The sequence below is a fragment of the Fusobacterium mortiferum ATCC 9817 genome, assembly GCF_000158195.2.
GTDB lineage: Bacteria > Fusobacteriota > Fusobacteriia > Fusobacteriales > Fusobacteriaceae > Fusobacterium_A > Fusobacterium_A mortiferum.
The window spans coordinates 267,330-287,250 of the sequence record NZ_GL987994.1 but is presented as its reverse complement, the minus strand read 5'-3'; the positions used below and the strand labels follow the sequence as shown (position 1 = coordinate 287,250).

Here is a 19,921-nt window from a genome sequence, read left to right as displayed (position 1 = left end):
CTATATCTCCCATCTAAATACAGTTTTGAATGGAGTATTTAAATCAAAATTAAATACTTTGTGTATATCTTCAATCTTTTTTATTACTCCATAATTTTCTATTATAAGTTTTAATCTTTTTTGAACTTTTTCATCTTGTAATATCTCTATAGCTCTTACAAAATCTTGATATCCAGAACGACTACTTCCTACAAAAGTTAAACCTTTTTCTAAAATATCTCTTGTATTTATTCCAACCTTATTCTCACTTACCCCCATTAACATAACTGTTCCTTGAGGTTTTATATATTTTATGATATCATCAATAGCATAAAAACTTCCTTCTCCTCCAACACATTCAAAAGCATGATTTATTTTTAAATCAACTGGAATTTCATCAATTAATATTGTCTTATCTACAAAAGAAAATAAAGAAAGCTTATCCCTATTTTTTCCAAATACTATTATCTTAGAATTAGGAAATTCTTTTTTTAATACATTCGCTGTTACAAAAGCTAAACTTCCATCTCCCCAAATTCCTATCCCTTCTTTGTTAGAGTGAGAAATATTTTTAAACCTTTCTGTTGCATGAACACTTACACTTACAAACTCTGTTATAGTTGCTATTTCTAATGGAATATTATCAAAAGGAACTATTCTATCACTAGATAAATCTATATATTCTCTCATAAATCCATCATAACCACTCGATAAAAATTTAGCTCCCTCTCCATAATTTTCATATATTTCATTATTATATTGTCCTGGTACATTTGGAATTAAGACTACTTTCTGTCCTTTTTTAAATTTCCCACTTCTATCAATTACTACCTCTCCACAACATTCATGTATAAGAGCCATTGGTAATTTTTTACTTAATACTTTTTTATCTCTATTACCTGTATAATATCTTTGGTCAGCATGACATATAGCCATATATAAAGGTTTTACTATTACTTTATCATCTAAATTTAAATTCTCATATTTTATAGAAATTACCCTAGGAGATATTAATTGATATACATAATTAATCATTTAATTTCACTCCTATCATTGCTTGAGCTATTTTATAATCTTCTTGAGTAGTGATCTTCAAATTAGAAATTTCTCCTCTTACTAAATGAACCTCCTTACCTTTTATCACAAAAATTTTACATGCATCTGTTAAAATTTCTTTTTCCTCTTTAGAAAGTTCATTATATAAATTTTTTAATTCTAATATCTTGAAACTTTGTGGTGTTTGTCCTTGGTACATATATTGTCTGTTAGGTATTTCTTTTATTATCTCATTATTTTCTGAAACTACTATTGTATCTATTGCTGGAATTACTGTATCACATGCTCCATATTTCAACGATATTTCTATATTTTCTTCTAGTATTCTTGATGTGATAAATGGTCTTACTGCATCATGTGTTACTATTATGTCTTCATTAGTCAAAATATAATTTTTTTCTATATCTTCTACTATATTCATAATTGTAGAGTTTCTATCAGCTCCACCACTTATAATTTTTATTCTATTTTTATTTTCTTCATCTACTATATATTTTTCTATTAAATCCTCCATATACCCAGTCCAATTTTCATGAACTCCTAAATATATAACATCAAACTTTAGATTTAATAAAAATTTTTGTAATGTATGAATAATAATAGGCTTATCTCCTAATTCTAAAAATTGCTTAGGCATATTAGTTAAACCCATTCTACTTCCAGTTCCACCTGCTAAAATTGCTCCAAATATCATTTATTTTCCTCCCATAAACCAACTTCTTTAAGAACTCTCTCAGTTGAGTTCCCATCAAAAGGATTAAAGAAATATCTTGCAAATTTTTCTATTCTTTCTAAATCCCACTCTTGATTTATAATTGCTTTTATTATTTCTTCTGTTGTATAACTTATTTTATTAGGAATAAAATCATAATAATTATAATAAAATCCTCTATCACTTATATATTCTTCTACATCATACGCATAGAATAATATTGGTTTCTTCATTATTGAAAATTCAAATATTATCGATGAATAATCACTTATCAAAATATCTGAAATGATTAACAAATTTGCTGTATTAGAATAATCAGAAAAATTATATGAAAATTTATTATCAACTTGAATATCTTTACTTTTTATTCCTGGATGTAGTTTTAATAACAATATATAATTTAATCCTTCTAAATTTTCTTTCATTAATTCTATATCCAATTTTAAATTAAATTTATTTTTTTCATTATCTCTAAAAGTTGGTGCATATAGAATTATCTTTTTGTTTTTTAATTCTGGATAATTCTTATAAAATTCTTCCCTTATCCTTTGTTTTTCTTCTTCTCTAAAAAAGATGTCTGCTCTTGGTATACCTAAATTTCTCACTTTTTCTTTTGAAATTCTAAAAGCATTTGCATAAATATCAATTACTTCATTTGAACTAACGCTCAAAAAAGTAATGTAATACTTAAGCCCACTACTAACATCTCTTCCAAATTTTTTAAAAGCACCTGCTCCATGCCAAAGTTGTATGTTGTTTTGTTCTTTTTTTAGTGGGAAAAAAGAAAAAAATACAGAGTCTGAAAACCAAAATCCAGAGGTTGCTAAATGCCAAATTCCTTTTATTTCCAATACAGAGTATTGTTTCAATTTTTCTTTTACACAAAATTCAAATTTTTGTTTCTTTAAAGAAATACAAATAAATTGTAAATCTTTATTTTTTTTTAATTCTTCATATACCCTCTTTACATTTCCATCAAATCCTATTCCAGGACACTCCCCTAATATAACTTTTTTCCTATTAATAGGAAACAGATTAAATATTTTAAATATTAAGATTAAAAGTATCTTTCCTATTATTTTCATTATATTTATCTCCTTAATAATTTCTTATATATCAAACTTCTCAATTTATTTCCACAAACTCTAATTCCAATTCTTATTATCATATTTGTTATATAATAATAAAAATTAATATCCCCTCGTTTATAAAATTTAGTTAGTGCTTTAATTTCTCTTTTTATATAAATTAAACCGCCTCGTCTTTTATAAACATCTAAATTACTTCTAATATATAAAAGATTTTTTTGAATATTGTAACTTTTACCCAACTTTAACATTCTTAGGAATAAATCATAATCTTCAAACCAATAACAATCTTCATAATTTCCAGCTTTTAATACATAACTTTTTTTAAATCCTATTCCTGCATGTATAAAAGGACATCTTCTTTTAGAAAATTTTAGTATTTCATCATTTTTTTCTGGGAGAATTCTTTCTGATAAAATATCCTTTATATTTTTATTAAAATCATATGCATTTGTTCCAACTAAAATATAATCTGGATTTTCTTTAAATATTTTTATCTGCTCTTCTATTTTAGAATTATCCATAATATCATCGCTATCCATTCTAATTACTATTTCATTAGAACAATGTAATATTCCTTCTCTTAAAGCTAATCCTAATCCTACATTTTTTTCTAGAGGGACTTCTTTTATATTTAATACATCCTTATACTTTTTTATTACTTCTTCTAGTCCATCTGTTAAAGCACCATCTTTTACTAAAACCAATTCATCTATTTCATATGTTTGATTTTTTATACTTTCTAAACTCTCCCTAAAATATTCTGGCTTTTCCTTAAAATATATTGACATCAAGACTGAAACTTTTTCTTTCATCAATATGCACCCTTCCTATATATAACATTCTTTATTGTCTTAACTGTTATTATCACATCTAGCCACAATGACCAGTTACGTATGTAGTATAAGTCTAAAGCTATTCTTGAATCATAATCCTCTACATCTGACCTTCCATTAGCTTGCCACATTCCAGTTATTCCTGGTTTTACCATAAATATCTTTCTTGCGTTCTCTTTTCCATAGTACATATCTACTTCTTTTTGTACCACTGGTCTAGGTCCTACAAAGGACATCTCTCCCTTTATCACATTCAAGAACTGTGGAAACTCATCTAATGAAGTTTTTCTTAAAAACTCCCCTACCTTAGTTATTCTTGGGTCATCTTTCAGTTTGAAAGTTCTATAGAATTCCTCTCTTTTCTTCTCATCTTTTTCTAATAACTCTTGTAATCTTTCTTCTGCATCTACATACATACTTCTAAACTTATACATCTTAAATGGTTTTACATCTTTACCAATTCTATTTTGAGTAAATATTGCTTTTCCACCATCTTTTTTTATCTTAGGAGCAAAGATTAAATAAAGTAGTCCTAATACTACACAACCTACACTACCAGCAAAGATATCAAAGCATCTTTTCAGTATCTTATATCTTTTCTTATTCATTCCATTGTAAGTAGATAACACCATCATTCCATCATAGTCCTCTACTGTTGAGTTAAGTGTATATGTGCCATTTAATCTTGGAATAAACTTAATTTTATCCACTCTACCATCTAACTTATTAATTATCTCTTCCATCTGTTCATTATCTGCTAGTGGTAAAGCTATCAGTACCTCATTCACCTTATTTTCATCTAGGATTTTATCCAAATCCTCATAAGTACCTATCACTCTATCTTTTTCTACATGTACCTCTTGATTTACCCCCTCTATACTATTAGCTGAGATATATCCAAGTAGTTTATACATAGTAAAGGTATTATTATCTCTTATTATCCTTGTTATCTGATTAGCAGTATTTCCTATCCCTATTATCAATAAGCTCTTCTCAAGATTTTTTCTAAATACTGTTCTTATAAACCTAATTATGAAAATATTAAAGAATGTAAAAGTAAGTCCTACAAAAAGGTGTACAGGAATAAATTTCATACCCCAGAAAGCCAAGTCATTAATAAGCATAATTATTAGATACTCAGCATGAACTAATAGGAGTTTTCTCAATTCTTCCCATATTAGAATAGTTTTAAAAGAATACATATTTTTGGTTAAATTTAAAGCCAGATAAATAAAAAATGTATTATACATTATCCTATCTGGCACATCAAACAGTTCATTCACTACAAAATAGAAAATAAACTGCATTATTATCATTACAACTTTTGCTACCTGTCTTTTCATAAAAAATTCTCTCCAATTCCCAATTTATCTGTTAAATATTTTTTTAAACAAATGAAAAGTACTGACACTTCTTACTCCTCACTACTCAAGACTTTCTATCCCTCTCTAAAGAGTGATAGCCCAATCTTTTTCATTTGAAGTTTTCACTATTACTAGTTAGGTTCATGTCAAAACCTAATAATTTACTCTTTATAATCTAGTTTTCTTTCAATTATCTCCACAAGCATTCTAGGAGCCCTATTTCCTCTCTTACCACTTCTAGTTATCTTCACTCTTCTCTCTTTTCCCTTAGAGTAAATCTCCTCTTGTACACTCTCTAGTTCCTCTATCTCTACCCTATCTCCAAGGCTTAGTATCTCATTACTCAAGCACTCATGTTGGTACTTTCTCACATCACTTTGTTTTCTATATACCTCTTTTAACTCCTCTACTAGTTTTCTATGTCTTACACTGAGTGTTGATAGCCCCTCTCTTTTTCTTCTATTTATCTTCTCGATGAGCTCTCTTCTTCTTACCTCTAGTGAGTAAATTTTATCAGCTAGCTCTATCTCTTTAGACTCCCCATCTTTTTCATAGACAAGGTACTCCTTACCTATCTTTACCTTTACCTCTCCACTACCTACTCTTTTTCTATACTCTCCAGTTTTCTTATCTATCTCTCTAGGTGGCATACCTTTAAAAACTATCTGTGTATAGTACTTGAGTTTTCCACGAATATTTTTTCTAATAAGTCTACAATAGGCTATCTCACTTTTAAGAGCCTCTTTCTCATAGTGGTTTTCCTCATCAATTAGAACTTTTAATCTAAGTCCTTTCCAATCTATATATCCATCTATATATCTAATCCCTGTTCCATTGGATTTTCCCTCAAGAGATTTGAAATCATCTTCCTGTTTAAAATGTACCCTCTGACCGCTTCCATACATCATCTTTTCAAAAGCTCTCCACACCTGTGAAGCTATCTTTTGAGCTGTAAAGGAATCTATATTCTGCTTAAAAAATTTCTGCATATCCTTTACCTCTTTATGAAAAGCATACTCTGTAAATCCACTCTCTTTTCTAATTGTTTCTAGCTTTTTATACAGTGGTTTTTTCTTCTCAGTATTAGCTATCTCATGGAGTAGCTCCCTATATACTCTTTGCTTTCTCATCTCATCATATTTTTTCATCATCTTTCTCAAAAGAGAGTTGTATATATCCCTACCTATCCTAAATCTTTTTTCAAGGACATCCTCTTGATACTTCTCTACTTTCAAAGGAAATTGAACTATATAGTTAGCCAAAAAAACTCCTCCTTTTTTGAGTTCTTTTTATACTGAAAAAGCGAATTTACGTATTAAAAATTTGTTTTAAAAATTATAATTTTTTAAAAAAAGTTCTACTTATTTAGGTTAAGGCTATTGACATAAAATAGAAAAAAGGGTAAAATAAATTGATTACATATACTTAAAGTACGCTTTTTCAGTAAAATATGTACTTTTACAAAAAATAAAAAAAGATAGATTATGCACCTTTCAAATTTTACATAATCTATCCTTTATCTACGGAAGTGATTTAATTTTTTTATTTAGATCGCTTCCAATTTTCTCTTTTTTCCAAAATAAAGATTAAACTTCTAGTAAAAATAATTACACTATTTCCATAATGCCTACTTATTATCTCATCATTAGCTATCCTTTGGTATATGGACCTAGTACTTTTCTTTAGATAGCTAGCTACTTCCTCTACTCTACACCACTCACCTAAACTTCTTACCATCTCTTCTGCCAATAATTGGTCTTCTTCAGAAAGTTCCTTTAATCTTTTTAAAATATAAAGTTCAGTTGGATTTTGTATATTTACCATAGAATAGCCCCCTTTTAATTTTATAATAAAATATGCCTTAATCAATATATACTATATTTTTTGTACTTTTTCAAATTTTATCTCATTAATTTTTCCTCTATCCTCACCATCCTCTCCTCTATTCTCTTTATTCCATCTACCATATTCCTTCTATTCTCCTCCTCTAATCTCTCTAAAAGTTTTTTCTCTCTTTCCCAGATCTCTTTGTCTATCTTTCTATCTAGTAGAGAGAGTATAAATTTGTGATACCCTATAAATATTGCTAAAACTCCACTAATTATTTTTATATACTCCATGCTTACCCCCACTCATTTGCCCTTCTCCCTATCCACATCATATACTTTATATAGCTATGCTTTTTCATTTAGCCCCCCTTTTCTATTCCCTTTGTCATCTTCTTACCCTATGCTCTATTTTCTACTTCTTCAAATACTGCTTGATAGATTTTATCATCTAATTTACTATCTGTTCTTTTTACTAGCTCCTCTAGTAATAGTATCACTATCTTTTCTATCACTCTTGTTGCAAACCATTTACAGATAAAATACTTTACAAATTTGATTACCATACCCAATACTTTTCCCATTCTCTCCCTCCTCTCCTTTTTGACTTTTTGTCATTTTTATGCTATAATCTAGTTACTTAATAGAGCTACATAAGTCAATCTTTGATTGACACTCTGTTGGGGACTTTGAAATATGCAAAAATTCGTTATGAATTAAGCTTTCACTTCGGTGGAGGCTTATTTCATATTTATAAGGTGTAACGAGCCTTATAAATAGTCGAGCATATTTCAAAGGAGGTACACTATATGTACATCACAATCAACATCAATTCTATTGAAGGTGGAACTTTCATTGTTCTACTTATCATTGTTTGGTGGTGGTATAAGAACAGATAGTGTTCCTCGAACCCTTCGGGGTCTTTTTATTTTTTGTGCTACCTTAACTCTATATGGGGATTATCCCAGCCCCAATCATATCCAAACTCTAACTTCAATCCCAACATCTTACCAGCCTTTTTAAAACTCTCTATTAAAATATACCATCTGTCATCTGTTAAACTATCATCACTCTCCCATCCCACATAATACACATCTATTGCCTTTCCATCTTGATGTTTACTTCTATTTACTACCCCATCACATTTACTTTTTCCCTGCTTATAGTACTCCTTTTGTTTTTTCTCACTTCTTACCCCCTCATTTACAAAAAAATCCACTGGAGATATTGCCAAAGCATATCCTACCAACAGTACTAACCTACTATCTACTCCCTCTAATTTTTTCTTACTCCTTACACTTGCCTTATTCATATACCCCTCCTACATAACAAAAGGGAGAAATTTCCTAAGTGAGTTTTGCTCTACACTTCAAGTAATTTCTCCCTTCCTTACCTAAAATTAATACAGAAATTTATTAAGAGTTATGAAAATTATGAAAAGAATTTAGATTAACTCAGCGAAACTGAACGACCAAAAATGCAACTGTTTGAGTGAAACGAGTTTTGCATTTTTAGTGAAGTAAGCCATAGTTAATCAAGTTCTTTACATATGAAATAACTCTTATAACTTCTACACCCCTTCTGGATGCTCAGATATATAAGTCTCCAATGCTACTAATATCTCCTTGTTCTCTGCTATTGTTGCCAATGAGCTTTGATATCCTTTTAGTTCTTTTTCTGCTGCTGCTTGCCACTCCTCATATGATTCGTATGGACTTTCCTCTGCCATAGGTTCTGAGGCTTCTTTCAACTCTGCTATATGTTCTATCACTGCTGTCATATCAAATATATTTGACTCTATTGCTTTCTCTCTTTTTATAGAATTTTTTAAACTCTCAATCTCCTTTTGAACTGTTGTTACTACTGACATTTCTATTCCTCCCTTTATTTTTAGATTTGTTAGATAATCGCGATTCCCTATGTATATAGAGTACCATTTTTTATTATAAAATAACACTAGTGTTAGCATAGGTTGGCTATAATTTTCTCTATTTTTTTTATATCTCCAGTAGCTTAAAAAATCTCTTCTCATCTATCTCTCTTCTACTCTTTCCCTTTACTTCCACAGGATAACACATCTCCACTATCCTATCCCTTATCCTATTTTTTCCTCCCATAGAGAATTTCTTAGCTATCTCACATCTACTCTCATCTTTGCTAAACTCCAAATTTGTAGTAATAATCAGAGGTTTTTCACATCTATACCTACTATCTATGAGATTATATATCTTCTCTCCTCTCCAAGCACTATTTTTATCCTCAAGGGATTTTTCCATTCCAAAGTCATCTATTATGAGTAAATCACAACTTTCTACAACCTTTAAAACCTCACTCTCTGCTTCTCCCCACTCCTTAGTGATTTTTAGTAGATATAATCCTAGATTTATCACAAGTACACTCTTTCCTCTACTCATTAGGTAATTAGCTATACAGCCACTAGCAAATGTCTTCTCTGTACCTACTCCCCCATAAAATATTATCCCTATATCCATCCTCTTTTTCATAAAACTTTTAGCATAACGAAGAGCTAATTTCATATACTCTCCACTCATATCTGCTCCCTCAAAATTGCTCTTTAAAAATCTACTATCCATTACAGATATATCCCTATATCTTTTTACCCTATTTCGTATGGACTCTGCTTCCTGTCTTCTCTTTTCCTCTTCCATCTCCTCTAGTCTTTTCTTTTCCAAACAATCACAAGCTGGAATATACTCTATATGTTGTCTAATAAATTCTGGTAAGTATTCTAATCCTTCAGCTTCATTTTTTACATACTCCTTCCCACAATATTGACACTTCATATGTTACTCCTCCCACTCTCTATCTCTTTCCAAATAACTCCTCTACACTAAACAACTCTGGTGTATCTTCCTCTTCCACATCTTTTTCTAAAAGTTCAGATATCTTTCTCTTCTGCTCCTCTTTCCACTGCTTACCCTCTTCACTCTCTTCAAATTTTTTCTCATCTCCTGATTTCTTAATGCTTTCTCTCTTTTTACCTACTAGCTCAACACTTTTTTCCTCTACATCAGCTTTAAAGTTCCCATTGAGAGCTTTCTTTAGATTCTCCACTTTTAAAATTGTATCTACACACATCTTCTCCATAACAAAATTAGATTTTGACATTATCTCTAAAGCTTTGAATACTCCCTTTGCTCCTAATTCTCCATAGGCTTTCATCACTAGATTCTTCTCTGGTGGATATTCATATGGTGGTAATCCTAGCTCACTATACTTTTTCAAAATCTCTCTTACAACAGGAAGATTTTCCTCTCCCCTATATGTATATATATAATAATTATTCTCTTTTATTATTCTACTTGTATTATTCTCCTCCGTCTTTTCATTAAGAGGGTCTCCCAAATTTGATTGATACCCCCTCACATTTTTTTGTGAGGGTCCCTCAGTATTTTCTGTGACCATCACAGTTTTTTGTGATACCCCCTCACAAAAATTTGTATCCTCTATCTCTTTTTTTGTCCCTACTTTCTCTTCTACCTCTACATCTTTTTCTATTACTTCTCTCTCTTCTTCCTTTTTACTCTCTTTTACTTTTCTCTCTAAGATTTTTTCCACTACTTCTTTCTTAGCTTGATTTATCTCCTTTATATCTACAATATATATTCTTCTCTCCTGTTTTTTCTCTCCATCTATCTCCTTCAACACATATTCCACTTTTAGATATCCATATTTGACAAGATTACTTATCCAAGCACAGATAGAGTTTTTATGTACCCCATATAATTTTGCAAAGTAAGAGTTAGTAGCATAACAATAACCTTTAAAATTTGTTAAAACAGTTATCTCAGAATAGATAAGCTTCTCCATAGGTTTTAAATTTTCATCATATCTCACCTTCGCTGGCATTATTGCAAAATAATTTAATTTTTCCATACTATCTCCTCCTCTTTTTAGATTTAATTATATTGTAGCATCTTATTTAGAGGAAATAAATGTAACAGGTTCCTATCTGTTCTAATACAAAAAATAAAAAATAGTGAAGAACTTATCCTCACTATTTTATATAACTACTTATTATCTTTTTTCCATCAAATACTAATCCTATTTTAATTATTTCTTTTACTCCATCTCGTTTTAATATAGTTTCATATTTATTTTCAGCTATTTGATTTAGAGCTCTGTCAGCTTCTTTTTTATCATCACTACTAATTCCTCTTTTTAATTCCAATATATATCCTACCCAATTTTTATTTCTTGGATTCAACACTATATCTGCTCTTCCATACCCACTTTCTATATTGGGATACATAATATAGTAATTATCAAGTCCATACAAAAATCCTCCTAGCAATGTTTGATAAGGATTTTCATACTTTTTACTTGCATCATAGTAACTCATTGCATTTATAACTACCTCTTCAAAAATATTAACCACCTGATTTGCATCTTTACTTAGAAGAGCTTGTATCATATTTCCTATATTATTTTGTCCTCTAAATACTGAATCTACAAATAGTGCTTTAAACAGTTTTCTAACTTCCATATTAGGTATCTTCACTATATATGTAGTACTATCTAGTTCCTCTTTTACTGTTAAATATCCTGAAAACAGCATCAATTCCCATATATTATTAGGAGAGAGATTATCCCCCATCCTTATACTTTCATTAATATATATTATTACATCTCTATCTTTTATCAAATCTTCTAAACTACTAAATACTGCTCCATCTGATAATAATAACATATTTAGTATCACTGCATTTCCTGAGGAATTTACCCAGTATGATTTTACCTTTTTATTTTTTACAAAATTTAATATACTCCAAGGATTATAGATATCTACATTTCCAAAGTTATAACCATCGTACCACTCTTTTACTTCTGGCATCTCATATCCAATTTGATAATATTCTAAAATATCTTTAACCTCTTTCTCTACTAATCCAAATGCTTGGTTATAATTATCATCCAAAACTGTATAGCTTATAAAGTTATTTAAATCAGAAAATATCCCTGCTTGTGCCACTCTAACTATTCCTGTAAGTACCCCTATATGTAGATACTCATTAGTTTTAAGTACATCTCCATAAAATGCTTTAAAAAAATTTATCATCTCTGTATAGTAACCTTTTTCATAAGCTGTCATTATTGGAGAATCATATTCATCTATTAATACTACTACCTTTTGATCATAGTATTTATATAATAATTTTGTTAGCATATGTAAGGATTTTTTTAACTCAGCTTCTCCAATATTCTCTATGTCTAATATATACTTTTCAAAATCTCCTTTATCATATTTATCAAATTTATCTACCAAACTACTATAATCTCTAAATAATTCTTTTACTTTAAGTTTAATTTCACTGAAACTCTCTTTCCAGCTTAGTCCTGTTATTCCTTTCATACTAATAAATATAACAGGATATTTCCCTTGTTCCTTTATTAAAGGAGAGTTTTCTATATACAATCCATCAAATAATTTTCTATTTTTCTCCTTATCTTTTATATCAAAGAAGTATTTAAGAGTAGACATGTTAAGAGTTTTTCCAAATCTTCTTGGACGGCAAAATAATTTTACTTGTGTTCCATCTAATAGAATATCTTCTATAAATTTAGTTTTATCTATGTAGTATAAATTATTTTCTCTTATATCTCTAAAATCTTCTCTTCCTATTGGTATTCCTTTTAACATGCTCTCACCTCTCTATTCAATAATCTAATTATTAATATTATAACATATTCCCTGTTAAATCTCTATTTTATTTCATTCTAATCTTAACTATCATTAAAAATACCCCAAATAAAAAATAGTGAAGAACTTATCCTCACTATTTTATAAACTCTATTTTGCTATAACTTTATCTTTTAACATCTCAGCATGTAGTTTTTCTGCTAATTTTAAATAATTATCCCAAGCAGTATTTCTAGTTGTATATCCAGATTTTTTATAATCTCCACTATCTTCAGTAGCAGGAAGTCCTGTTAAATCAAACATATCCTGAGTTTTTACAACTTTCTCATTTAAAGCATCCATCTGTATATTAAATCCTATACGTGATGGTTCATCATAATCTACACTCTCATATTTAGATTGTTTAAAATATTTTTTAAATTTTCCTGGTTTGATATCCTTAGGAGAATCTGCAAATATCTCATCATATCTACATGAGATTATCTTTCCATCTTCTACTATCACTTTTAATCTTCCTGTTACACCATTTCCTAATACCTCAGCTATGCTGTAGTATTTTTGAGAAGATGAGTTGTGAGTTGCAGGTTCTAACTCTGCTGCTAATGGTAACATTGACTGTTCTATACTATTTGACGCTCCAGCTACAAGGTCAAACTCCCCTGTTAATCTCTGCTCATCTAACATTTGTTTTTCAGCCTTTAAAACTCCTTGAATCCAAGCTGCTCCCTTTCCTTCAAACATTTTGAAGTTATATGAAGAGTAACGTTTAGATACATTTTGGAAATAACGATTGTAGTAGTTAGGTCTAGTCAATTCATTAAACTCTACTAGTACAATTTTCCCATTATCTTTTACTACTTCTAATGTTCCTAGATGTCCTTGACGGAATCTTTTTTCATTTTTGTAGTAATCTCCTTTTATAATTCCAAGTTTTGGTTGAGCACTATACTCTAACTCTGGCTTTTTAGGTGTTTCTGCAAAAACAGTAGCTGCTACTAATAATGAAAGTAACAATATCTTTTTCATTTAATCTCTCCTTACAAAATATAATACATAGTATATTATAATATATTTTTCAAAATAAGTAAAGTTACTTACAAATTTTGTTGATAATTAATCAGCTAATACTCTATCTAACTCTTTTTCCAATTTTTTCAAAGCATTGGCTCTATGACTAATCCTGTTTTTTATCTCTGGCATCTCAGCTAAAGATTTTCCATACTCAGCTACATAGAAGTAAGGGTCATATCCAAATCCATCTTTTCCCTTTGGTTCACATAGTAACTCTCCCTCTATCTCCCCTCTAAAAGAGTAAGCTCTTCCATCAGGTTTTCCAAGAGTTATTACACTTACAAAGTGGCACTTTCTATTTTTTTCATCTTTCATTACTTCCATAAGCTTAGCATTATTTGATTCATCAGTAGCATTCTCGCCAGAATATCTAGCTGAGTACACTCCAGGTGCTCCCCCTAGTGCATCTACACAAAGTCCAGAATCATCAGCAATAGTTATCATTCCTGTAAACTTTGCTATCTCCAAAGCTTTTTTTGCAGAATTTGCTTCAAAAGTATCCCCATCTTCTACTACTTCAGGTATCTCTATACCATCTTTTATAGATAGTATCTCTACATCTTTTACATTGGCAAATATTGCTTTTATCTCATCTATTTTATGTTTATTTCCAGTAGCTAAAAATATTTTCATATTTTCCTCTCCTATTCTCCAATTATTCTATTTTGTAGCTCCATTATCTCCTTTAATCCCTTTTCAGCTAAATCTAACATCTCATTTAGCTCTTTTCTTGTATAAGTAGCCTCTTCTCCAGTACCTTGTACCTCTACAAATTTTCCCTCTCCATTCATAACAACATTCATATCTACCTCTGCTGCTGAATCTTCAGTATATTTAAGGTCTAGTACAGGTGTTCCATTTACAATACCCACACTGATAGCTGCCACATTAGAGATGATTGGATTTTCTGCTAACACTCCCTCAGCTACAAGTTTTTTCATAGCAAGGGCTAGAGCTATATATCCACCAGTTATAGAAGTAGTTCTTGTTCCCCCATCAGCTTGTATTACATCACAGTCGATAGTTATAGTTCTCTCTCCTAACTTTTCTAAATCCACAGCAGTTCTAAGAGCTCTACCTATAAGTCTTTGTATCTCCATAGTTCTACCTGTTAATTTTCCCTTAGCTGATTCTCTTTGGTTTCTCTCTCCAGTAGCTCTAGGTATCATAGAGTACTCAGCTGTAAGCCAACCTTTCCCTTGATTTTTTAAAAATGGTGGTACCTTATCACTTACAGTAGCTGTACATATTACCTTTGTATTTCCACACTCCATAAGTACAGACCCTTCAGCATATAGGTTAAAATCCTTAGTAGCCTTTAATACTCTTAGCTCATCTACATCTCTTCCATCTTCTCTAAGTTTTTTTGTTCTCATATCAGCTTCAATTATCATCTCTTTTATCATATTCATTCTATCTCCTATATCTTCATCTCATCTCTTTGTTTTACTTCTTTTCCAAACTGTATATCATAAAAATGTTTATAAAGTCCATTTTTATCTAATAAATCTTGGTGTCTTCCAACCTCTTTTATTCTACCATTTTCCATTACCACTATCTTATCAGCATTGATAATAGTAGAAAGTCTATGAGCTATTACAAATGTTGTTCTATTTACCATAAGTCTATCTAGGGCATCTTGTACAAGTCTTTCAGACTCAGTATCTAGGGCAGATGTTGCCTCATCTAGTATAAGTATCTCTGGATTTTGAATTAGGGCTCTAGCTATTGCTATTCTCTGTTTTTGTCCTCCAGATAGCATTACTCCCCTCTCTCCTACTTCAGTCTCAAGCCCTTCAGGCAACTCTTTTATAAATTCATAAGCATTTGCCATCTTAGCTGCTTTTACTATCTCCTCTTGAGATACATTTTCCTTACCAAAGGAGATATTTTCAGATATTGTTCCAGAGAATAGAAAACTCTCTTGAGGAACTATACCTATTAAATCTCTATATTTTTTCAAAGAGATATTTTTTATATCATGTCCATTGATAAGAAGTCTTCCTTCAGTAGTTTCAAAAAATCTAGGGATAAGATTTACTATTGTAGTCTTTCCACTTCCACTCTTACCTACAAAGGCTACAACATCTCCAGCTTTTATCTCCAGATCTATATTTTTTAGAGCATTACTCTTAGCATCATCATAAGCAAAAGATACATTTTCAAATTTTATCTCCTCTATCTTTCCTTTTAACTCTGCCTCTTCTCCATAGTAATCTGTTTCAATAGGTATATCCAATATCTCTATTACCCTGTCAGCTGATGGAATAGCTTCTTGTACATCATTATTTTTAGAGATTAATCTCTTTAGAGGTTGGCTCATAAGTCCCATAGCTGTAACGAAAGATATTAAATCCCCTGGGGACATAGTTTTAGTAACAACTATCTGATATCCTCCATAGGCAGCTACTAATACAACCATAAGAGTAGTTATTACCTCATTTATTGGAGATACTTTTGCCTTTATCTTAGTACTCTTATATGATTTTTGGAACTCGTCCATACTTATCTCTTTAAATCTATCAATAATCATATCACTATTATTAAAAGCTTTGATTACAAATATTCCAGATAAGCTCTCTTGAATAAAAGCTGCAACAGCTCCTGAGGTATCCTGTCTAATTCTTCCAGATTTTCTAATCTTCTTAGTATATTTTTTTACAGTAGAAATAATAAATGGCATAACTGTAAGTGATACCAAAGCCAATATCCAATCCACTTGAAACATTCTAAATACTAAGGCTACAACTGTTATAAACTCCTTTAACATATCAAAAAGCATAAATCCAATTCTTCCTAAAGTAGATGAATCTCCAGAAAGTCTTGCCATTATATCTCCTAACTTATTTTTTCTAAAGTAAGAGATAGGAAGTTTTTGCAAATGATTAAAAACATCTATTTTTATATCCCTTTTAATAGTTTCAGTTACATAGTTAGATGAGATACTAGCATAGTAAGCAGATACTACCTTTATAACTGTAGATATAAAAATTGCTGATATTACAAGTACCATCATCTTAGGGTCTTTTTTTACTAGTACATCATCTATCAAATATTTACTAAGCCACGCTGGCACAGCTCCCATTGATGAAGTGAGTACAGACATAAGTATTACAGCTACCATAGCCCACTTATATTTAAAACTGTATCTTAAGAATGTGTTTAATGATTTATTTTGAAATAAATTTAGTTTCATTTCTCTCCTTTCACTAGAAAGTCTCCATAACTTTCCACTACATTTTTTCCTGAAAGTCTTTCCCTTACCTCTTCTATATCCTTTTGGATTTTCTCTCTATTATCTTCTATCTTTTTTAGATATTTTTCTATCTCTTCCACACTGCATCTCTCTTGTAGAAGTTCTGGAAATACCTCTCTATCCAAAGTGAGATTTGGTAGAGAAACAAAACCAATTTTTAAAATATGTCTAGCTATAAATGCATTGATAAATCCTGTCTTATACACCACTATTGTAGGTAATCCCATAAGAGCAAGTTCTAAAGTTACAGTTCCAGAAGCAGCTATAGCTACCTTAGATTTTTTTACACACTCTGGAAGTTTTTTCTCAAACTCAAGAGTAAGATTAGGATATTTTGTCAAATCCTCATCTATCCATTTTAGATGCTCTCTACTTGAAAGCTTTAGTAAAAATTTTCTATTTTCATCTCTTTTTACTATCTCCAACATAGTAGGTAAAAGAGTCTTTATCTCCTGCTTTCTACTTCCTGGTAAAAGAAGGATATACTCCTCACTTCTTTTTTCCACTATGTATTTATCTACAAAAGGATTTCCATAATATATAGCATCTACCCCGTGCTTTTTATAGAAATCTACCTCCCAAGGAAAGATTACCATAATATGGTCAGCTTTTATAAGTTTTTTTATTCTCTTCTCTCCCCATATCCAAAGCTTTGGTGGAATATAGTAGTACACCTCTATATCCTCTATCTCCTGCTTTAATAGCTCCAAAAATTTTAGGTTAAATCCTCCGTAATCTACTAGGATAACCTTTTTTATATTCTCTTTTTTTATAAAATCTATATACTCATTAGCTTTTCTCTTCAAAAAGCTATATTTTTTCAACACCTCAGTAAATCCCATTATTGCAAGCTCATCTATATCTTGGATAACCTCTACTCCAACATTTCTACTATGTCTACCTGCAACTCCATAAAACTCTACATCTCTATATTTTTTCTTGATAGCTTCCACTAAATATGAAAGATGTAAGTCCCCAGAAACTTCCCCAGTTGATACAAAAAATTTCATAACTATCTCCTATCAAACTTTTATTCCGAGGATAAATAGAGAGTTTTCCTCTGCTAATCTTATAGCCTCATCTCTATTTAAAAAAAGCATTCTCCCTGCTTCTCCAACAATTCCTCTAGCTCCTATCTCTACAGCCCTTTTTATTGTCTCTATTCCTACAGCTGGTATATCTACCCTCATATCCTGTTGAGGTCTTGACATCTTCACAACAATACACCCACTACCAGCTAGCTCTCCAGCTCTTTTTATTGTTTTATCTGTTCCCTCTATCCCCTCTAGTGCCACTACTGATGAATCTTTACACACCACAGTCTGTCCAGCATCTACCTCACTTAGAGCCTTAGCTGCCTCTATTCCTATCTTTATAGTTTTTCTATCCTCATCACTAGGTACTATCTTAGTATAACACTCATCTCTAAACATAAAGTCTTTCAAAAGATGATTTTGAGGTAACACCTTTATTCCATTTAATCTAAAAAATCCTATAACTGCAAAAAGGAGAGTTTCATCTTTTCTATCTGGCAATCTCTTCAGAAGTTCCTCTCCAAATCTATCTAATTTCATATCTTTAAATATTATATCTTTTTCAACTTTTCCCAACATAACTATCTCATCAATACCATTTAGCAGGAAGTACTTTACAATACTTCCCACCTCTCCAATATTAAAAGACACAAAATTTTTATGAGCCTTTATCCTATCATCTATGGTATCAAATAGCCCTAGGGGAAAAACATCAATATTCTGTTTTTCAGCCTCTTCAAGAAAATAGAGGGGTAATTTCCCATTACCTACTATTATTCCTACTTTTTTCATTATCTAGCTATACCTCTATTACTATTTTTTATAAAATCCACAAAGTATGTTATATTTTTATCTTGTTCTATCTCTGCCTCTATTTGAGCAAGAGCATCTTTTAGAGGAAGTCCACTTCTGAACACTATCTTATAAGCTTTTTTAAGTCTGCTTATCTCCTCATCTGTAAATCCTCTTCTTCTAAGTCCTACACTATTTAGCCCTCTAGGTATAGCTTTGTTACCCTCGGCTAATATAAATGGACATATATCTTGGTTTACAGCACTAGCTCCCCCTGTCATAGAGTAAGAACCTATTCTACAAAATTGGTGTATTGGTGTAAGTCCTCCTACTATTGCATAGCTATCTACTACCACATGCCCTGCTAGTGTAGCATTGTTAGAGAATATACAACCATCTCCTATAATAACATCATGTGCCACATGGACATATGCCATAATAAGATTTCCATTTCCTATTCTAGTTTCCCATCTGTCATCTGTTCCTCTATGAATAGTTACAAACTCTCTGATAGTATTATTGTTTCCAATTATAGTTTTAGTAGGTTCCCCTTTATATTTTAAGTCTTGAGATGCTTTTCCTATAGAAACAAAAGAGTAGATAGTATTATTTTCTCCTATCTCTGTTATCCCTTCTATTACAACATGAGATTGGATTGTAGTATTTTTACCAATTTTTACATCTTTACCGATTATACAATATGGTCCTATCTTTACTCCATCTTCTATTATAGCACCCTCTTCAATTATAGCAGTATTATGAATATCTATCATAATTGCCTCCCGTCTATTATTTATCTGCTATACAGAAAGTAAAGCTTGCTTCACAAGCAACATTTCCATCTACTAAAGCTTTTCCGTGAGCTTTTACGAAGTTTCTTTTGATTTTTTCTACTTCTACTTCATATATAATTTGGTCTCCAGGTCTGATTGGATTTTTGAATTTTGCACTCTCTACACCTACGAAGTAAGGAACTTTTCCCTCTACTCCTTCCATTACAAGTACTCCTAAACATTGAGCCATTCCCTCTACTATTAGTACTCCTGGCATAATAGGATGTCCTGGAAAGTGTCCATTGAAGAACTCCTCATTGATAGTTACATTTTTAAGTCCTCTTATTTTTTGCTCCTCTTTGTTTACATCAATGATTCTATCCACTAATAGGAATGGATATCTGTGTGGGATTCTTTCCATTATTTCTAAAGTATTTAACATATTTTTTCCTCCTCAAATTGTCTTATTTAT

The 19,921-nt window shown here is 30.7% G+C and carries 22 protein-coding genes; all 22 read right to left on the bottom strand.

What is annotated here, in order from left to right:
- Positions 1–1,014, bottom strand: a complete 1,014-nt coding sequence (locus tag FMAG_RS11065) for an alcohol dehydrogenase catalytic domain-containing protein (protein ID WP_005886704.1) — start codon at positions 1,012–1,014, stop codon at positions 1–3.
- A complete protein-coding gene (locus FMAG_RS11060) occupies positions 1,007–1,729 on the bottom strand; it encodes an IspD/TarI family cytidylyltransferase (RefSeq protein WP_005886702.1) in 723 nt (240 codons plus the stop codon). Before FMAG_RS11060 ends, FMAG_RS11065 begins: the two co-directional genes overlap by 8 nt.
- A complete protein-coding gene (locus FMAG_RS11055) occupies positions 1,726–2,832 on the bottom strand; it encodes a CDP-glycerol glycerophosphotransferase family protein (protein WP_005886700.1) in 1,107 nt (368 codons plus the stop codon). Before FMAG_RS11055 ends, FMAG_RS11060 begins: the two co-directional genes overlap by 4 nt.
- Positions 2,833–2,837: 5 nt before the next feature.
- Entirely contained in the window at positions 2,838–3,650 is an 813-nt protein-coding gene (locus FMAG_RS11050) for a glycosyltransferase (protein ID WP_005886697.1), read from the bottom strand.
- Positions 3,650–5,014: a sugar transferase gene (locus FMAG_RS11045; RefSeq protein WP_005886695.1), complete on the bottom strand. Its 1,365-nt coding sequence runs from the start codon at positions 5,012–5,014 to the stop codon at positions 3,650–3,652. Before FMAG_RS11045 ends, FMAG_RS11050 begins: the two co-directional genes overlap by 1 nt.
- A 182-nt stretch (positions 5,015–5,196) precedes the next feature.
- Positions 5,197–6,297 carry a hypothetical protein gene (locus FMAG_RS11040; protein WP_005886693.1) on the bottom strand — a complete coding sequence of 367 codons (1,101 nt, stop codon included), beginning with the start codon at positions 6,295–6,297 and terminating at the stop codon, positions 5,197–5,199.
- 280 nt (positions 6,298–6,577) lie between these two features.
- Complete coding sequence (locus tag FMAG_RS11035) at positions 6,578–6,859, bottom strand: hypothetical protein (RefSeq protein ID WP_005886691.1); 282 nt, start codon at positions 6,857–6,859, stop codon at positions 6,578–6,580.
- A 77-nt stretch (positions 6,860–6,936) separates the two neighbouring features.
- Positions 6,937–7,155, bottom strand: coding sequence for a hypothetical protein (locus tag FMAG_RS11030; RefSeq protein WP_005886689.1), 219 nt, complete (start codon positions 7,153–7,155; stop codon positions 6,937–6,939).
- Positions 7,156–7,262: 107 nt separating this feature from the next.
- On the bottom strand, positions 7,263–7,445 hold the full coding sequence (locus FMAG_RS11025; protein WP_005886687.1) for a hypothetical protein: 183 nt from the start codon (positions 7,443–7,445) through the stop codon (positions 7,263–7,265).
- A gap of 353 nt (positions 7,446–7,798) precedes the next feature.
- Entirely contained in the window at positions 7,799–8,173 is a 375-nt protein-coding gene (locus FMAG_RS11020; protein ID WP_005886358.1) for a M15 family metallopeptidase domain-containing protein, read from the bottom strand.
- Between the two features lie 258 nt (positions 8,174–8,431).
- A complete protein-coding gene (locus FMAG_RS11015; protein ID WP_005885833.1) occupies positions 8,432–8,731 on the bottom strand; it encodes a hypothetical protein in 300 nt (99 codons plus the stop codon).
- A 127-nt stretch (positions 8,732–8,858) separates the two neighbouring features.
- Complete coding sequence (locus FMAG_RS11010) at positions 8,859–9,665, bottom strand: ATP-binding protein (RefSeq protein WP_005886685.1); 807 nt, start codon at positions 9,663–9,665, stop codon at positions 8,859–8,861.
- 19 nt (positions 9,666–9,684) lie between these two features.
- Positions 9,685–10,758, bottom strand: a complete 1,074-nt coding sequence (locus FMAG_RS13435) for a helix-turn-helix domain-containing protein (RefSeq protein ID WP_005886683.1) — start codon at positions 10,756–10,758, stop codon at positions 9,685–9,687.
- Positions 10,759–10,879: 121 nt separating this feature from the next.
- Positions 10,880–12,523, bottom strand: a complete 1,644-nt coding sequence (locus FMAG_RS11000; RefSeq protein WP_005886681.1) for an AAA family ATPase — start codon at positions 12,521–12,523, stop codon at positions 10,880–10,882.
- Between the two features lie 150 nt (positions 12,524–12,673).
- Complete coding sequence (locus FMAG_RS10995) at positions 12,674–13,549, bottom strand: hypothetical protein (RefSeq protein ID WP_005886679.1); 876 nt, start codon at positions 13,547–13,549, stop codon at positions 12,674–12,676.
- 87 nt (positions 13,550–13,636) lie between these two features.
- Complete coding sequence (locus FMAG_RS10990; RefSeq protein WP_005886677.1) at positions 13,637–14,227, bottom strand: XTP/dITP diphosphatase; 591 nt, start codon at positions 14,225–14,227, stop codon at positions 13,637–13,639.
- Between the two features lie 11 nt (positions 14,228–14,238).
- Entirely contained in the window at positions 14,239–15,006 is a 768-nt protein-coding gene (gene rph / locus FMAG_RS10985) for a ribonuclease PH (RefSeq protein ID WP_005886675.1), read from the bottom strand.
- Positions 15,007–15,014: 8 nt separating this feature from the next.
- On the bottom strand, positions 15,015–16,790 hold the full coding sequence (locus tag FMAG_RS10980) for an ABC transporter ATP-binding protein (protein WP_005886674.1): 1,776 nt from the start codon (positions 16,788–16,790) through the stop codon (positions 15,015–15,017).
- Positions 16,787–17,860: a lipid-A-disaccharide synthase gene (gene lpxB, locus FMAG_RS10975; protein WP_005886672.1), complete on the bottom strand. Its 1,074-nt coding sequence runs from the start codon at positions 17,858–17,860 to the stop codon at positions 16,787–16,789. Before lpxB ends, FMAG_RS10980 begins: the two co-directional genes overlap by 4 nt.
- Positions 17,861–17,872: 12 nt before the next feature.
- Positions 17,873–18,676, bottom strand: a complete 804-nt coding sequence (locus FMAG_RS10970; protein WP_005886671.1) for an LpxI family protein — start codon at positions 18,674–18,676, stop codon at positions 17,873–17,875.
- Complete coding sequence (gene lpxA, locus FMAG_RS10965) at positions 18,676–19,449, bottom strand: acyl-ACP--UDP-N-acetylglucosamine O-acyltransferase (RefSeq protein ID WP_005886670.1); 774 nt, start codon at positions 19,447–19,449, stop codon at positions 18,676–18,678. The genes FMAG_RS10970 and lpxA overlap by 1 nt, the downstream gene beginning before the upstream one ends.
- 16 nt (positions 19,450–19,465) lie before the next feature.
- A complete protein-coding gene (fabZ, locus tag FMAG_RS10960) occupies positions 19,466–19,891 on the bottom strand; it encodes a 3-hydroxyacyl-ACP dehydratase FabZ (protein ID WP_005886669.1) in 426 nt (141 codons plus the stop codon).
- Positions 19,892–19,921: the final 30 nt, after the last annotated feature.

Excerpts from the sequence above, each read along its gene's own strand:
- FMAG_RS11065 (WP_005886704.1), bottom strand. The coding sequence starts at position 1,014 with ATGATTAATTATGTATATCAATTAATATCTCCTAGGGTAATTTCTATA.
- FMAG_RS11060 (WP_005886702.1), bottom strand. The coding sequence starts at position 1,729 with ATGATATTTGGAGCAATTTTAGCAGGTGGAACTGGAAGTAGAATGGGT.
- FMAG_RS11055 (WP_005886700.1), bottom strand. The coding sequence starts at position 2,832 with ATGAAAATAATAGGAAAGATACTTTTAATCTTAATATTTAAAATATTT.
- FMAG_RS11050 (WP_005886697.1), bottom strand. The coding sequence starts at position 3,650 with ATGAAAGAAAAAGTTTCAGTCTTGATGTCAATATATTTTAAGGAAAAG.
- FMAG_RS11045 (WP_005886695.1), bottom strand. The coding sequence starts at position 5,014 with ATGAAAAGACAGGTAGCAAAAGTTGTAATGATAATAATGCAGTTTATT.
- FMAG_RS11035 (WP_005886691.1), bottom strand. The coding sequence starts at position 6,859 with ATGGTAAATATACAAAATCCAACTGAACTTTATATTTTAAAAAGATTA.
- FMAG_RS11030 (WP_005886689.1), bottom strand. The coding sequence starts at position 7,155 with ATGGAGTATATAAAAATAATTAGTGGAGTTTTAGCAATATTTATAGGG.
- FMAG_RS11025 (WP_005886687.1), bottom strand. The coding sequence starts at position 7,445 with ATGGGAAAAGTATTGGGTATGGTAATCAAATTTGTAAAGTATTTTATC.
- FMAG_RS11020 (WP_005886358.1), bottom strand. The coding sequence starts at position 8,173 with ATGAATAAGGCAAGTGTAAGGAGTAAGAAAAAATTAGAGGGAGTAGAT.
- FMAG_RS11015 (WP_005885833.1), bottom strand. The coding sequence starts at position 8,731 with ATGTCAGTAGTAACAACAGTTCAAAAGGAGATTGAGAGTTTAAAAAAT.
- FMAG_RS11010 (WP_005886685.1), bottom strand. The coding sequence starts at position 9,665 with ATGAAGTGTCAATATTGTGGGAAGGAGTATGTAAAAAATGAAGCTGAA.
- FMAG_RS13435 (WP_005886683.1), bottom strand. The coding sequence starts at position 10,758 with ATGGAAAAATTAAATTATTTTGCAATAATGCCAGCGAAGGTGAGATAT.
- FMAG_RS11000 (WP_005886681.1), bottom strand. The coding sequence starts at position 12,523 with ATGTTAAAAGGAATACCAATAGGAAGAGAAGATTTTAGAGATATAAGA.
- FMAG_RS10995 (WP_005886679.1), bottom strand. The coding sequence starts at position 13,549 with ATGAAAAAGATATTGTTACTTTCATTATTAGTAGCAGCTACTGTTTTT.
- FMAG_RS10990 (WP_005886677.1), bottom strand. The coding sequence starts at position 14,227 with ATGAAAATATTTTTAGCTACTGGAAATAAACATAAAATAGATGAGATA.
- rph (WP_005886675.1), bottom strand. The coding sequence starts at position 15,006 with ATGAATATGATAAAAGAGATGATAATTGAAGCTGATATGAGAACAAAA.
- FMAG_RS10980 (WP_005886674.1), bottom strand. The coding sequence starts at position 16,790 with ATGAAACTAAATTTATTTCAAAATAAATCATTAAACACATTCTTAAGA.
- lpxB (WP_005886672.1), bottom strand. The coding sequence starts at position 17,860 with ATGAAATTTTTTGTATCAACTGGGGAAGTTTCTGGGGACTTACATCTT.
- FMAG_RS10970 (WP_005886671.1), bottom strand. The coding sequence starts at position 18,676 with ATGAAAAAAGTAGGAATAATAGTAGGTAATGGGAAATTACCCCTCTAT.
- lpxA (WP_005886670.1), bottom strand. The coding sequence starts at position 19,449 with ATGATAGATATTCATAATACTGCTATAATTGAAGAGGGTGCTATAATA.
- fabZ (WP_005886669.1), bottom strand. The coding sequence starts at position 19,891 with ATGTTAAATACTTTAGAAATAATGGAAAGAATCCCACACAGATATCCA.